Genomic DNA, 13,465 nt, shown 5'->3' with positions numbered 1-13,465 from the left:
TAAGCATCTGATATCTATGAGCATTGTTAATATGAACGACGCCGTTAGAAATATTGAGCAAAAATATGAGTTTATATCGACTTTTGAACAGCAAAAGGTCGCGTTTCAGAAAAATAAGTTCCCTACTGTAAATGAACGTCGGCGCCAGTTAAAAGCACTTAAAGATGCGCTCACAGAGAATAGTGACGCGATCATAAGCGCGCTACGCAAAGACTTTGGCAACCGCTGCACTGAAGAGACGCGACTGTCTGAAATTAGTAATAGTGTTGGAAATATAGATTACGCCATTCGTCATTTAGGTAGCTGGATGCGCCCTCGGACTCGCGGCACCGGCATCTGGTTTTTGCCTGGCGAAAACACCATCGGCCCACAGCCCCGCGGTGTGGTGGGTATTATTGTCCCGTGGAATTACCCTATTAATATTGCCGTTTCAGGTCTGGCCTCAGCTATAGCAGCCGGGAATCGGTGCATAGTTAAAATGTCGGAGTGCACACCTGCCTCAGAAAAATTACTAAAAGAAATCGTTGCCAGCGTTTTTGATAATGATCACGTTTCTATTATCGGTGGCGAAGCTGACGCGGCGTCGGCATTCTCTGCCCTGCCTTTTGATCACCTTATGTTCACTGGCTCCACCCGTGTCGGACGTTTTGTGATGGCAGCGGCGGCGAAAAACCTCACCCCAGTAACCTTGGAGCTCGGCGGTAAAAGTCCGGTTATTATCCACGACCAGTACCCTATTGACGAAGTCGCAAAACGAGTACTTTGGGGCAAGACCTACAATGCCGCGCAAACCTGTGTAGCGCCAGACTATGCGCTTATTCCAAAGGGCAAAACTGAAGATTTTAAAATATGGCTATCTCGGCACTTCCAAGATCATTTCCCTGAAGGCATATCCTCAAACGACTACACGTCTATTATCAACAAAGCTAATTACGACCGCCTAAACAGTTTAGTCAATGAAGCAGAAGCCGATGGCGCGACTATTATACGAATGGAAGAACCGACTGCCGCACATATCCAGAATAGGAAATTTCCGCTTACACTAATATTGAACCCAAATTTAGAAAGCCGGGTGATGAAAGAAGAAATCTTCGGACCAATATTCCCGATCATAGAAGTAGATTCGGTGGACGCAGCGATAGACTTTGTCAATGAAAGAGAGCGGCCGCTCGCTTTGTATCTATTCTCTGACTCTCGCCGCCTGCAAGAGCAAGTACTAGCCTCCACCCACGCCGGTGGCGTGACTATCAATGACGTAATGATGCAGTATCTACAACCCTCACAGCCTTTTGGCGGCGTCGGAGCAAGCGGATTCGGTTCATACCACGGCAAAGAAGGGTTTATTACCTTCTCGCACATGAAACCGGTCTTCAGACAGCGCGGCATCGGCCGCTTTACTGGCGTAAAGCTACTTTACCCACCCTATGGAAAACTAGGTCGGCGTCTAATTTCCTTGATGGGGGGCTAAGTATGACTGTCGGAATCCACCCGTTTTCTGCAATAGATTATCATTGCAATGCACAGTCCAACGCGATCGCGGTGGCAGACGATAACAGTAGTTATACGTTTGCGACCCTTCGCAAAAATGCCTGGCAGGCGGTGAATGGCTTTAAATCCCTAGGTTTAAACTCAAATGATCGCATTTCACTAATTTGCAAAAATCGCTATGAAGTACTGGTACTTCTAACAGCGGCATTACTGGGTGGGCCGGTAGTGGTACCGATCAATCGGCGATTAACGCGGTCTGAGCTTAGCTGGATAATAAAAGACGCACAATCACAATGCGTGGTCATGGATATCGAAACCGCGGAATTATTAGCGGACATCGACGTCGCAACCAAGCTCACACTTAAAGACCAAGCAATTACACCGTTAAATTTGGGCTTATGTTTCTCTACATGGCTAGAACAACAATCCGCGGCACGAAGTGACATCCAACTCGCGGCGGATCGTGATTACTTACAAGTCTATACCTCTGGCACCAGCGGCTTCCCTAAAGGTGTCGTTCTAACAGAGGGAAATTGCGTATCGCAACTAGTGAATGTCACTCTCTCCTTGGATGTAGCAATACTGCCCGGTGAACGCATGTACCAGGCACTACCACTGTTTCATGTTGGCGGCATTTTCGTATCCTTGATGTGCCTTAGCCGAGGCGCCACCTTGATACTACGAAGTGACTTTAGCCCTGCAGCAACACAAAAACTGATAAGTACTGAAAAATTACAGCACGCAGCCTTAGTACCGGCAATGATACAAGCCTGTACGAACCTGGATGCAGATACCAATAATAGTTATAAAAGCCTAAAAAGTATTTTTTACGGCGCGTCGCCAATTAGCGAGTCTGTACTGCGTGCGGGCCATCAGCATTTCAATTGCGATTTTGTGCAGATATATGGCATGACAGAAACGCATAGCGTCATTTCCGTGCTCGGTGCCAGAGACCATCAAGAAATTGTTAATTCTGTAGACTCACCGCTACTTGGCTCAGCCGGACGGCCAATTTTGGGCACCACAGTGAAACTCTGTAACGGCGAGGGCGATTCAGTAGGCAATGGCAAAGTTGGTGAAATTCGTGTTCGGTCTGATCTTGTCATGAAAGAATATTGGAATAATCCGGAAGCGACTGAAGAATCTATCCAAGATGGCTACTTGCTAACCGGTGATATCGGCCGCGTAGATGAAAGAGGCTATCTTTTTGTTGTCGATCGCCTAAAAGACATCATTGTCTCGGGTGGGGAAAATATTGCTTCGTTGGAAGTTGAATCAGTTTTGATGCAACATCCCGCAGTCGCCGATGCAGCCGTAATCGGTGCTCCTCACGAAAGATGGGGCGAAATAGTCGTTGCGATTTTGGTCGTTAACACGGAAGTTGACGCTTCAGATATTAGCAACTTTGCGCGTATATACTTATCCGGATTTAAGATTCCTAAATGCATAGTCTTTATCGACTGCATTCCGCGCAATGCCGGTGGGAAAATACTCAAACGGAAATTGCGTGAAATATATGCGCAACCAGAATCCACTACTAAAGCAGCCGCAACTAGGAACGTATCCACGGTTAGCTGAATCCCTCCAGCGATTATGATACACCGCAATACAATGGTGGTTGAGTTATAGCAAATGCCACACACGCTGTGGCATTTTTAGAATACTGAAACGCCTAGGTTAATCAGATTCAGAGTCATCTAAACAATCACTCACTGCCGCCATTACCGTTGCAACGCGATTAGGCATAAACTTATTTCGGTGCCTACCTATGAATAGCGTCTCCGCAACTTTGTGCTTTAAAGGACATATTTTGATCTTACTACTCGCCCGAAATGCGGCAACGGCGTAAGTCGGTAATACGGTAAACCCTAAGCCCAGACTCACCGGTTCGAGAATTAAATTAATTTGATTTGAAAACCCTGTTCGATTTAGCTGTTGGCTACTCTGAAACTCCGGGAAATTGGCACCTAGTAATTGACCTGCGTGATGCGCCCCATCAGGGTGGTCGATAAACCCTAAAGACATCAGTTCATCCCAGCTAGGTTTGGCATGCTTCGCAGGTAAAATCAGTAATAGCTCCTCTTCCGCCATAGCCTCAAGACTAACGTCCGCATTGCTAGCCATGCACGTCATTAATCCGAAGTCGATTTTATGCACAGCAATGAGCTTTTCGATTTCACTGTTGGGAGCAAAGCGATAATCGATGACTAACGTCGGGTAACGCTTCTGCAATTGCAGTAAATAGGGGTAGAGCTTAAGACCGACACTGCCCGGTGACGCAAGTTTCACTACGCCCTCGTATGCTGGATCTATACCCACTTTCGCCTCAAGGTCATCCCATTCGGCCAAAAGTCGGCGGCCCTCTCGATACAGACGATCACCGCACGCCGTTACGGTGAACCCCTTGCCCTGCCGAACAAGAAGCGGCTCACCTAAGTGTTCTTCAAGTTTTCGAATATGCTGACTCACGCCAGACTGCGTCATATGGAGGTGGTCTGCGGTGCGAGTGAAGTGACCGATATCAATAAGCGCACAAAAGCTGCGTAAGTAAACAGGGTTAATCATTACAATAAATACTCGACACTATTAGAAATGATAATTTCAAATAATGATGCACTTTTTGTACGCTGCTGACAACATCAATTATGGAGTGTCATTCTATGAGCAGCACGTATCCAAGAAATTTCTCACACATCGGTATATCAGTTCCTGACCTCGATGCAGCGGTCAAATTCTACACCGACGTAATGGGCTGGTATTTAATCATGGCACCTACCGAAGTCGTCGAAGACGACAGTCCAATTGGGGCAATGTGCACTGACGTATTCGGTAGCAACTGGGACAAATTTCGTATCGCGCACCTATCTACCGGCGACAGAATTGGCGTAGAGATATTTGAGTTTAAAGGACAGGTCAACCCAGAAGATAATTTTGAATACTGGAAAACAGGCGTGTTCCATTTCTGTGTTCAAGATCCAAATGTTGAGGAACTAGCAGAGCGCATCGTCGCTGCCGGGGGGAAGAAGCGCATGGCAGAACCCCGCTATTACTACCCCGGTGAAAAGCCCTATCGTATGATTTACATGGAAGATCCGTTTGGCAATATTTTAGAAATTTATAGCCACAGCTACGAACTGGTCTACAGCGCAGGCGCTTACTAAACCGCAACGTAACCCTTAACGGAATCGGCGGCGACTGGAGACTGGGCATTAAGCGCCAACTCTTTATCGCCGCTATTTAGAGGTTCACATGTAGACGCAAGCAAGGACATCATCTCATGGCTACCCATGCAAATTATGCCAAAAAGATCGCTACGCTTTACCCGTTAGCTTAACCATCATTTTGGTGTAGCCTTTTACAAAATTGGATTGCACATACTCTGGCTCTTCAAGCACTTGAATATCATCAAAGCGTTTTATTAACTCGTCCCATAGTATACGGAGCTGCATTTCCGCTAAGCGGTTACCCATACAGCGGTGCACACCAAACCCGAACGAAAGGTGGTTACGCGCATTTTTGCGATCAATAAGGAACTGATCAGGCTGATCGATGACGCGCTCATCTCTGTTACCAGACACATACCACATAACGACTTTGTCGCCCTTTCTAATGGTTTGGCCGTTCAACTCAACATCTTCCTTGGCTACCCGACGCATATACGCCAAGGGCGTTTGCCAGCGAATAATTTCCGAAACCATATTGGGAATCAAACCCGGATTATTCTTAAGTTTGATGAATTCCTCGGGAAATTTATTTAAGGCAAACACGCCACCGGTCATAGAGTTGCGTGTGGTGTCATTGCCGCCAACGATGAGTAGCGACAAATTGCCAAGAAACTCCATCGGGCGGTTAATCATGTCCTTGGTTTCTTCATTAGCAAGCAACATACTAATAAGGTCGAAACCCATAGGCTCACCAGCTGCCTTCTTCGCCGCCTTTTCGTGCCATAGCGATGAAAAGGCCTTACCCGCCTCAGCTGCCGCAGTAAAACCCGTGTCCGTCACCACATCACCGCCGGTTAGCTCAACATTACCGCCAATAATATCTGACCACTCTGCCAGCTTATTTCGCTGTTCATAAGGAAAATCAAACAAGGTCGCAAGCATCCGTGCAGTTAACTCCACCGACACACGCTCAACCCAATCAAAGGGTTCACCAAGGGGCAGATTATCTAAAACGTCTTCAGCACGGCTACGAATTAGACCTTCCATTTCTTTAAGATTTTGCGGCGCTACAACACCCTGTACCGCTCGGCGCTGCACGTCGTGCTTTGGCGGATCCATAGCAATAAAGGTGTCCGCATGCAGGCCCTCCGGACGATCGCCAAGCATAATGATCGGCTCAGCAGAAAACAGTTCGTGATGTTTATCGACAAACATAATGTCTTCATAGCGAGTCACCGACCAGAATGGACCAAACGGACTACGCTTCTGGTAATGCACCGGACGCTCATCCCGCAGACGCTTAAAGTAGGATTCCCATTTATTTTGCTTGAATAGAAAGGGATTACTAACGTCGATATCTTTGAGCTCGAGTGTTGCCACATCGGGAATATCAGACTCTACAAACGCAGGAAAGTCTTTGCGATTCAATACTTTCTTCTTCGCCTTCTGAAATAAATGCGCACCTTTGATTTGCACATGAATCGGCACAATCGATGCGGTCTTTTCTAGCGCTGTAGTGCCTTTTTTAATGACTGTCGACGTAATGCTCATAAGGTTTCCAATATGCGTATTATTGTAATTGACGGTAGCGTGGTATTAACAAGCGAATTGATGGGGCTACATTTGAAATTCTGGCAGGTGTACGATCATGCCATCCATCTCCACCGAAGTTTGCACTTGGCAGGACAAGCGAGACGTAGCCATTTTTTCAGGCGTCATATCCAGCATTAGCAACTCTTCGTCACCAGCGGTACCAGTACTCGCAATCCAATCTGGATCAACAAATACATGGCAGGTGCCGCAGGCACAGGAACCACCGCAATCTGCATCTATACCAGGCACGAGATTGTCGATGGCGGTTTGCATTAAGGATTTACCCTCTTCAAAAACAACAGTGTGTTGGGTGCCGTCATGCTCGACAAAAGTAATATTACCCATAGCGTCCTCGCAATTATCGATGTTAGTTATTGTTGCTCGCAGCTATGACTCACACAGATCAAAGGCACCGCACGCTCGCACCCAAATTAATCTACTCACAAGTAGGTTAATTGTCAACATCCATGAATACTGCTAAGCTGCGGGCTTATAGCACCGACTCCTTAGCATAGGCATACCCGCCGAAGAGATTGAGATGGCACGCCCTAAACGACAAAATGACACCCCTGAAACACGCGCCCAAATTTTACAAGCCGCACGCATTGAGTTTGCAGAGCAGGGTATCGCCGCGCCACTCGAAGCTATCGCTGCGCGCTGCGGCATTAAACGCCCATCGTTGCTTCACCACTTCTCATCTAAACAAGCGCTTATTGCGGCGGTGACAGATGATATATTACGCATGACACGTGAGCGCTTACTTAGCACTATCTCTAGCCCCGACGGTGACTACGCCACCACCATGCAAAAAATATTTGGGGTACTCCGAGAGCTCGAAAGAGAGGAGCAAGGTGTCGCTGGCGTCCTTGTTCACGCCATGATGGCTGAGGATAAGGGGGGACCAGTCACTTCAAAAATGGCGGAGTTTATTGACATCATTTACGCCTCATCGGTAATGGCTGGCAGTCAAAAAACGCAAAATCCTGAGGAATTCAGGGCTGCCATTGCGCATTTAGTTATCGGCGAGGCAACGCGTGTAGCCTTAGGCAGTCGCGCAAAAGCGCTGTGGGGCAACGGTGATGGCCTAACGCCTTTGTTCAGTAGTTATTTTCTTGATGACAATACAAGAAAACCTGACAAGTAAAAGCTCACAAGCCTGATAATAAAAACCCGCGACAGACTGCTCCGTCACGGGCCAACCTCAAACGCTTTGCGTATCGCCTACAGCGTTTAAATTAAACCAGTTAGTGCAAGTGACCACCACGCTAATAAGCCCACCTGCACCAGGAACGCAGGAAAACGCACCAAGAAAATCATCAAATGATGAATTGAAATAATATGTGACACCGACTGTACCACCCGCGCGCCAACATAGATTGGAGCGAGCCCGTCAGTGATCGCTGACTGATCGCTAACGTGAGCCAGCAGAATAACACCAATGAACAAGGGCACCGTTTCTAAACTATTGCTCAGCGCATCACCGATACGCTTTACTGACTGACTGTCTTGTAGCTCACGTCCGCGGGTCCAAGCGTCGGCCTTACGTTGCGCGCTCATTACCATAAAACCACGGTAGGCAATCACAACAAAATACAATAGTAATACCCAGCCAATATAGCCAGCCATCGCCATTAGGGATGTAGTCATCTTATTCTCTCCGGTTCTGTGTAAATGTATGGCGCAGTGTGCCACTAAGATTCGATAAAATCAGCATCAGCTTACGCTGACTTCAAAACTCAGATAAGATGCCAGAAAACAAATAACGGTTCTAATATGCCAATTCGTGTACAAATTTTATTGTTGCCCGAGACCATGCTTTCCACATTGACCGGCCCCCTAGATCTGCTTTCAACTGCGGGTACACTCTGGCCGCTGTTGATGGGCACCGAGCCACAAACTTTGTTCGACGTAGAGCTAATTTCAAGTACACGGGAGCCACTGTGTTTTGCTGGCGGCTTAACGATTCACCCCCAAAAAACCCTCGACCAAGCCGGCCCGGCAGATGTTGTTTATGTACCGTCTATTTTCATCACGCCAGACGGCGAGTTACCCGCCAGCGTATCACTGGCAAGCAATTGGCTTAGCAAGCAACACAGCGACGGTGCCATGCTGTGCTCCGCGTGTACTGGCGCCTTTGTATTGGCCGAAACCGGCTTACTAAAGGGATTACCAGCGACAACACATTGGGCATTTGGCGAGCTATTTCAACAGCGCTTTGCCAATGTGCTATTTAAAAACAACGCCGTGCTGGTTGTGAATAGTGATGCACGCCTAACGACTGCCGGCGCCAATGCAAGCTGGCAAGACCTAATCCTGCACCTCATAAAAAGTACGGCAAACGAACGTGTGGCCGAAGAGACTCGGCGTCTGTTCTTGATCGACAATCATGACTCAAACCAGGGCGCTTACTCGCACTGCAATTTACAGCTCACGACAGCAGACAAGGAAGTCGCAAAAGCGCAGTCTTGGCTTCAAGCTAATTTGGCAGCCTCTTTGCCAGTAGAGCAAGTTGTTCAGCAAAGCGCCCTCCCTGAGCGCACATTTAAACGACGTTTTAAACAACACACCGGCATGACAGTGATAGCGTATATGCAAATGCTACGCATCGACGCGGCTAAAACGCGGCTAGTGACCGACAACGACAGTGTTGAACAAATTGCCAGTGACGTCGGTTACCAAGATCCGAGTTATTTCCGCAGAATATTTGCAAGGGAGACAGCATTGAGCCCGTCGCAGTATCGGCGAAAATGGAAATAGGAATACGGCCACCCTAATGGTATGGTTTAGTCGATATGTACTTGCGAGAACGCAAGCTCCAAACATCGCCAATATGACTCGCTTTAGAAAATATTCGTAATATTTAATGACGGAATGAACATGGCCGAAAAAACCGCAAAGACCAGCAGACTACTCATGACCTACGAGGAGTTCGGAAAGCCGAGTGACCCGGCCATGGTATTGATTATGGGCCTAGGAATGCAAATGCACGCTTGGCCGGACGAGTTTTGCTCAGCATTAGCGGAAAAAGGGTTTCGGGTCATCCGCCTAGATAATCGTGACGCCGGACTATCACAAAAATTCGCTGATTCACAGGCACCACATCCAGTCAAATTAATGTTGCGCAGCCGTCTTGGCCTGAAGATGAAAGTGCCCTACCTGCTGCAAGACATGGCCGAGGACACGGTCAGCCTATTGGACTATTTGCAGATTGAATCTGCTCATATTGTTGGCGCTTCTATGGGAGGTATGATTGCGCAGTTAGTCGCCGCCTCGTATCCGGAGCGCAGTATGAGCCTAACATCAATTATGTCGTCTAGCGGCGCCCCCTCACTCCCGCAGGCAAGTATCAAGGTACTGAAGCAGCTTACCCGCAAACCCGGTGTTGGTGAGGAAGCTTACTTAGCGAATGCAAAACGGACCTGGCGGATGATTAGCAGCCCCGCCTATACCCTTGACGATGCGGCACTAAGTGAACGCTTACTAAGCGCCTACCGGCGCAGCCATTACCCCCAAGGCTTAAGTAGGCAAATGGCCGCTATTATCGCCAGCGGCGACCGCTCAGCCAAATTAAGAACCGTCCGCGTACCGACACTTGTTATTCACGGGCAAGACGACGTTTTGGTGCCAGTGCAAGCGGGAATTGATACCGCTAAAAAGATTCCAAATGCACGCCTCGAACTCATACCCGGCATGGGCCACGATCTACCGCGGGATTTGTTCCCCCACTTTGTCAATAAGATTGCGGCGCTAGCAAGCGCCGCTACAACCAGCGCTACAAGCCAAGCAGCTCACTGAAATTCAGCGGGATCTGGCGCAAGGCCGTTGCCGCGATAGGCCTTTTCAACACCGTTTATGCGAGTTGCACTATCGTGTAGAAATGACAGATGCGGGTGACCACCCTCAAGCACTGCCAACGCGGCGGCATCATCACGCAGGTAATAATTCATCCACGCCAGGGAATAATTAGCTGCGATCTCCCGCCCCCATGTCGCGGTTGGAAGTAACGGGTAGTTAGTATGCTGGCCATGAGTAGAGGCCTCCGCCACAATAAACGCCCTATCACCTTCAAAGCTATCGTACAGCGGTCGCACTATTGCGGGGTTAGCGAAGGGAATCGGGGCAATAGGACCATCGTGATCGCCGGTTTGAATCATGATCGGAATTGGACTCGCACTCACCGACTCCCCCACCGTCGCCGCGGCAACCGCCGCCCGAATACGCACAGGATTCGGCTCTGTAGCATTGCTTGCTTCCTGTTCCTGCACACGCAGCACCGCGCCTGCCCCCATACTGTGACCAATTACGCCAACTTGCTCCGTATTGAGCACACTGGCGATCGAAGATTGCTCAAATAAATAGCGCATGGCATCTTGCGCGTCATGCAGATTATTGCCGGGATCACCCTCGCCCTCATCGTCAGAATGGCCTTGACCGCTAAAATCAAAGGCAAACACCATATAGCCATTATCTGCGAATAAGCGATGCCACCATCGATACATAGCCACGTTGGTATTTAGCCCTTGCAGAGCAATGATTACCGGGAAAGGTCCCTCCCTAGGACTGCCTTTTGCCGCATAAGGCAATACGATCTCGCCGTATAACTTGGTACCGTAGCGATTTGAAAATTCCACTGGTATTAAGGCAACTTCTGAGTTTTCGTAAGGATGACCATACCAGTGATAGGCATGCTGTAAACGAGAGCCGTCTTGTAGCTGAGCAAAGCTAGCGCGCACCATATGCTCAACAATGATGGGATCACTAATATCATTTACGGTGTAACCGAAAGCGACGGGGTCAAACAGCCGATTGACAATATTAGCGGGCAACATACTGGCGAGCGTGTCGCCATTGCTAATGATGGGCTCAAACTGTTCTGGCGCTGGCGGTGGATCTTCGCCCTGCTGCGACGCCGGCCACGACGCCAGTCCACCCGCAGCAGCCCCGCCACCTGAACTTGAATTCGAACTTGAACTACCACCGCAAGCGGCCAGTAAAAAACCAAGTAAACCTATAGCAATTAATCGCATTATTATTGTTACCTATCGCAATCATAATTTTTATGAACAAGGCACTAGCCAGAATTCCTAGCAAGCGCTTAGTCGGCTTTAGCCTTAATACTAAATTACACTTCCTTGCGTGCTTTAATATTAACCACAGCCTGAAAGCCATCTTGATTATCAGTAATCGAAACTCCCGACACTGAATATTTTGAATCACTAATCACTAAACCAACGCCAGCGCGCACGCGCACCCGGCTGGTAATGGGCTTTGCTTGTTTGGCAAAATCTTGTGATTTGATTTCATAATTATCTTCAATATCAACGCCGGTGCTACTCACCACACCAGATATCACCTCAGACAAGGCGTCGGAATCAATGTACCGCGAGGAAATATCCTTTATTTCTGCAATAGAGGTAATCTCTGAAGAATTAATTTTCTCAGTGATCTTTTCATTCAAATCGGCAACGTCTTGCGAATCCTCAATTTTAGAGCTTATGCCCTTTAAAATTGAGCCGCATATTTTAGCATAAGACTTCGATGTCGCTCTTGGCGAAACCTTCAAGAAGGCATCTTTCCAATATTTGGTTTTTTGGCCGAGGTTATCAACAACAAATACGCCCTTGGCATTGGGTAGGATCAAGGCGCCCTTTTGTATCTTATTAAGAGAAATTCCGCTTCGCTCAATCACATCAAAGGAATCTGGCGATTCCGTTATTTCCAAGAAATTATCTTTTTTTTCAATTTTCAAAATAGCAAGGCAATTCGACTCAATCTCGTCTACTTTAATGTCTGAAAATAGCAAAAATACCAGATCACCCGCAGAGATATTCTGATGTGTAGACGTAGCATATAAATGTTTCGCAATGGACTGGGTGCTCGTCACAAAGTCATTCGATTCGTCGAATATCTTTTCCGCAATACTCGATACCGCATTCAACGACAAATCTGACTCATGAAAAAAATCGTATATTTCCTTCTGCTTTGCGAGCGGAGCAAGGTAGTGCTTCGCTAGCAGTTCACCCAAGGACTCACTCACACTCGACTCTTTCTCTGCGAGACGCATGCCTTCTTCGCGCGCTTTATTGCCTACTCTATGCACAGCAACATTGCTCAGTCGCGCGGAACTTACATCGATCATTATTTACTCCACTCATCGTAAAATAACAGTGCTCACGCTTCACGTATCTAGCACCTGTAGGGTTTCCATCAGATATTATCGTCTACACTGTGACTAAAAATTATTATTCTACCGTCCGGCTATGACGTCGTGATGCACTCGAACCAGGCCAGCGGATTAGGCTCAAATGGCCGAAACCACCCCAAATTGAAATTTTGCCAGCGTATTTGCCAGTATAACAAGTATTGGCTGCGGTACTCATGTATTCACCACGTCGATTCAGTCGACGCCGATCCGCCCTGTCGCCACTAGAAACCACTAAATCTTCCGCACATAGCGTCTGTGCGATCAGCTCCACACCGCACTCACTGGTGTCGCGGGTGTTAGATGAGTAGCACATTGCGCCTGCAGTAGTTCAGCGCAGGCCAGCGCGTCAGTAAGCGCGTTGTGCTGTCGGTAGTAGGGTAGATGATAACGAGTGCGGCTATCCGTTAAGCGAATAGAATTCAGTTGCCTGCCGAGCAGCGCAGCCCGCAGGCTTTGCCACACTGTACGACTGAATCGAGCCTCTAGGGCCATGGTATCGATAACAGGGAATTCAATTCCCTCTTGTACTGCACGTCTAAGCGCCGCGTCCAAAAAACAACGTTCAATAAGACTGTGGTGTACAACTACGACTTTGCCCTGCAACGCCGCCAGTAAGTTATCGATGACCGTGTGAAAATCTGGGGCATCGGCCACCGCAGAATGGGTAATCCCATGAACGACCACAGACGTTGAATGTAGACGTGTTTCTGGCCTTATAATCCAATGTTTCGCCCCACCACAGCGTATTCGGCTGAGGCTCATGGGTACGAGACCGATACTGACAATGCTGTCGCGACTGGGATCCAATCCCGTGGTTTCAAAATCCAGCGCCACCATTTCGACATCCGCGATGGGCGTTGACGCCGCGACAACGCCCTTCTGGTAAAACGTGGTTAACGCTGGGTATTTACTTGCCTCAGCCAGCGTGGCGAAGCGTTTTGACCAGTTGCCATGTTTTCCCACTGACCTAGCTATATGCGGGTCGGCAAGCTGATTTTTAGCAAGATAAAACATG

Annotated in this window: 13 protein-coding genes; 6 read left to right on the top strand and 7 right to left on the bottom strand. The window is 48.2% G+C overall.

Annotation, left to right across the window (positions count from 1 at the left end; translation table 11 throughout):
• Positions 1–16: 16 nt before the first annotated feature.
• Complete coding sequence (locus ABD836_RS09620) at positions 17–1,468, top strand: coniferyl aldehyde dehydrogenase (protein WP_344935120.1); 1,452 nt, start codon at positions 17–19, stop codon at positions 1,466–1,468.
• A 2-nt stretch (positions 1,469–1,470) separates the two neighbouring features.
• Positions 1,471–3,066, top strand: coding sequence for a class I adenylate-forming enzyme family protein (locus ABD836_RS09615; protein WP_344935118.1), 1,596 nt, complete (start codon positions 1,471–1,473; stop codon positions 3,064–3,066).
• A 99-nt stretch (positions 3,067–3,165) separates the two neighbouring features.
• Here the strand turns inward: ABD836_RS09615 and ABD836_RS09610 are convergent, their stop codons facing one another.
• The gene (locus ABD836_RS09610) at positions 3,166–4,053 is read right to left on the bottom strand and encodes a LysR family transcriptional regulator (RefSeq protein WP_344935116.1); all 888 of its coding nucleotides are present in this window, start codon (positions 4,051–4,053) and stop codon (positions 3,166–3,168) included.
• Positions 4,054–4,148: 95 nt separating this feature from the next.
• Here ABD836_RS09610 and ABD836_RS09605 point away from each other — a divergent pair, with 95 nt between their 5' ends.
• Positions 4,149–4,649 carry a lactoylglutathione lyase family protein gene (locus ABD836_RS09605; protein ID WP_344935114.1) on the top strand — a complete coding sequence of 167 codons (501 nt, stop codon included), beginning with the start codon at positions 4,149–4,151 and terminating at the stop codon, positions 4,647–4,649.
• Between the two features lie 150 nt (positions 4,650–4,799).
• Here ABD836_RS09605 and ABD836_RS09600 read toward each other — a convergent pair whose 3' ends face one another.
• Positions 4,800–6,203 (bottom strand): cytochrome P450, encoded by a 1,404-nt coding sequence (locus tag ABD836_RS09600; RefSeq protein ID WP_344935112.1) that lies wholly within the window; start codon positions 6,201–6,203, stop codon positions 4,800–4,802.
• Positions 6,204–6,269: 66 nt separating this feature from the next.
• Complete coding sequence (locus ABD836_RS09595) at positions 6,270–6,590, bottom strand: 2Fe-2S iron-sulfur cluster-binding protein (protein WP_344935110.1); 321 nt, start codon at positions 6,588–6,590, stop codon at positions 6,270–6,272.
• A 193-nt stretch (positions 6,591–6,783) separates the two neighbouring features.
• On the opposite strand from ABD836_RS09595, the gene ABD836_RS09590 reads away from it, so the two are divergent.
• Entirely contained in the window at positions 6,784–7,389 is a 606-nt protein-coding gene (locus tag ABD836_RS09590; RefSeq protein ID WP_344935108.1) for a TetR/AcrR family transcriptional regulator, read from the top strand.
• A gap of 86 nt (positions 7,390–7,475) precedes the next feature.
• On the opposite strand, the gene ABD836_RS09585 is transcribed toward ABD836_RS09590, so the two are convergent.
• The gene (locus ABD836_RS09585; protein ID WP_344935106.1) at positions 7,476–7,892 is read right to left on the bottom strand and encodes an MAPEG family protein; all 417 of its coding nucleotides are present in this window, start codon (positions 7,890–7,892) and stop codon (positions 7,476–7,478) included.
• 126 nt (positions 7,893–8,018) lie between these two features.
• Between ABD836_RS09585 and ABD836_RS09580 the strand changes: the two genes are divergently transcribed.
• A complete protein-coding gene (locus tag ABD836_RS09580) occupies positions 8,019–9,002 on the top strand; it encodes a GlxA family transcriptional regulator (RefSeq protein WP_344935104.1) in 984 nt (327 codons plus the stop codon).
• A gap of 120 nt (positions 9,003–9,122) precedes the next feature.
• Complete coding sequence (locus ABD836_RS09575; RefSeq protein WP_344935102.1) at positions 9,123–10,040, top strand: alpha/beta fold hydrolase; 918 nt, start codon at positions 9,123–9,125, stop codon at positions 10,038–10,040.
• On the opposite strand, the gene ABD836_RS09570 is transcribed toward ABD836_RS09575, so the two are convergent.
• The 3 genes from ABD836_RS09570 to ABD836_RS09560 all read right to left on the bottom strand — a co-directional run bounded on the left by ABD836_RS09570 (position 10,034) and on the right by ABD836_RS09560 (position 13,464).
• Complete coding sequence (locus tag ABD836_RS09570) at positions 10,034–11,272, bottom strand: alpha/beta fold hydrolase (protein WP_344935098.1); 1,239 nt, start codon at positions 11,270–11,272, stop codon at positions 10,034–10,036. The genes ABD836_RS09575 and ABD836_RS09570 overlap by 7 nt on opposite strands.
• Positions 11,273–11,367: 95 nt before the next feature.
• Positions 11,368–12,384 carry a nucleoid-associated protein gene (locus ABD836_RS09565; RefSeq protein ID WP_344935096.1) on the bottom strand — a complete coding sequence of 339 codons (1,017 nt, stop codon included), beginning with the start codon at positions 12,382–12,384 and terminating at the stop codon, positions 11,368–11,370.
• 327 nt (positions 12,385–12,711) lie between these two features.
• Positions 12,712–13,464, bottom strand: coding sequence for a 3'-5' exonuclease (locus ABD836_RS09560; RefSeq protein ID WP_344935093.1), 753 nt, complete (start codon positions 13,462–13,464; stop codon positions 12,712–12,714).
• Position 13,465: the final 1 nt, after the last annotated feature.

Origin of the sequence: Zhongshania borealis (assembly GCF_039539625.1) — a bacterium.
Classification (GTDB): Bacteria; Pseudomonadota; Gammaproteobacteria; order Pseudomonadales; family Spongiibacteraceae; genus Spongiibacter; species Spongiibacter borealis.
This window is presented reverse-complemented; position numbering and strand designations above follow the sequence as displayed.

Excerpts from the sequence above, each read along its gene's own strand:
- ABD836_RS09620 (WP_344935120.1), top strand. The coding sequence starts at position 17 with ATGAGCATTGTTAATATGAACGACGCCGTTAGAAATATTGAGCAAAAA.
- ABD836_RS09615 (WP_344935118.1), top strand. The coding sequence starts at position 1,471 with ATGACTGTCGGAATCCACCCGTTTTCTGCAATAGATTATCATTGCAAT.
- ABD836_RS09610 (WP_344935116.1), bottom strand. The coding sequence starts at position 4,053 with ATGATTAACCCTGTTTACTTACGCAGCTTTTGTGCGCTTATTGATATC.
- ABD836_RS09605 (WP_344935114.1), top strand. The coding sequence starts at position 4,149 with ATGAGCAGCACGTATCCAAGAAATTTCTCACACATCGGTATATCAGTT.
- ABD836_RS09600 (WP_344935112.1), bottom strand. The coding sequence starts at position 6,203 with ATGAGCATTACGTCGACAGTCATTAAAAAAGGCACTACAGCGCTAGAA.
- ABD836_RS09595 (WP_344935110.1), bottom strand. The coding sequence starts at position 6,590 with ATGGGTAATATTACTTTTGTCGAGCATGACGGCACCCAACACACTGTT.
- ABD836_RS09590 (WP_344935108.1), top strand. The coding sequence starts at position 6,784 with ATGGCACGCCCTAAACGACAAAATGACACCCCTGAAACACGCGCCCAA.
- ABD836_RS09585 (WP_344935106.1), bottom strand. The coding sequence starts at position 7,892 with ATGACTACATCCCTAATGGCGATGGCTGGCTATATTGGCTGGGTATTA.
- ABD836_RS09580 (WP_344935104.1), top strand. The coding sequence starts at position 8,019 with ATGCCAATTCGTGTACAAATTTTATTGTTGCCCGAGACCATGCTTTCC.
- ABD836_RS09575 (WP_344935102.1), top strand. The coding sequence starts at position 9,123 with ATGGCCGAAAAAACCGCAAAGACCAGCAGACTACTCATGACCTACGAG.
- ABD836_RS09570 (WP_344935098.1), bottom strand. The coding sequence starts at position 11,272 with ATGCGATTAATTGCTATAGGTTTACTTGGTTTTTTACTGGCCGCTTGC.
- ABD836_RS09565 (WP_344935096.1), bottom strand. The coding sequence starts at position 12,384 with ATGATCGATGTAAGTTCCGCGCGACTGAGCAATGTTGCTGTGCATAGA.
- ABD836_RS09560 (WP_344935093.1), bottom strand. The coding sequence starts at position 13,464 with ATGTTTTATCTTGCTAAAAATCAGCTTGCCGACCCGCATATAGCTAGG.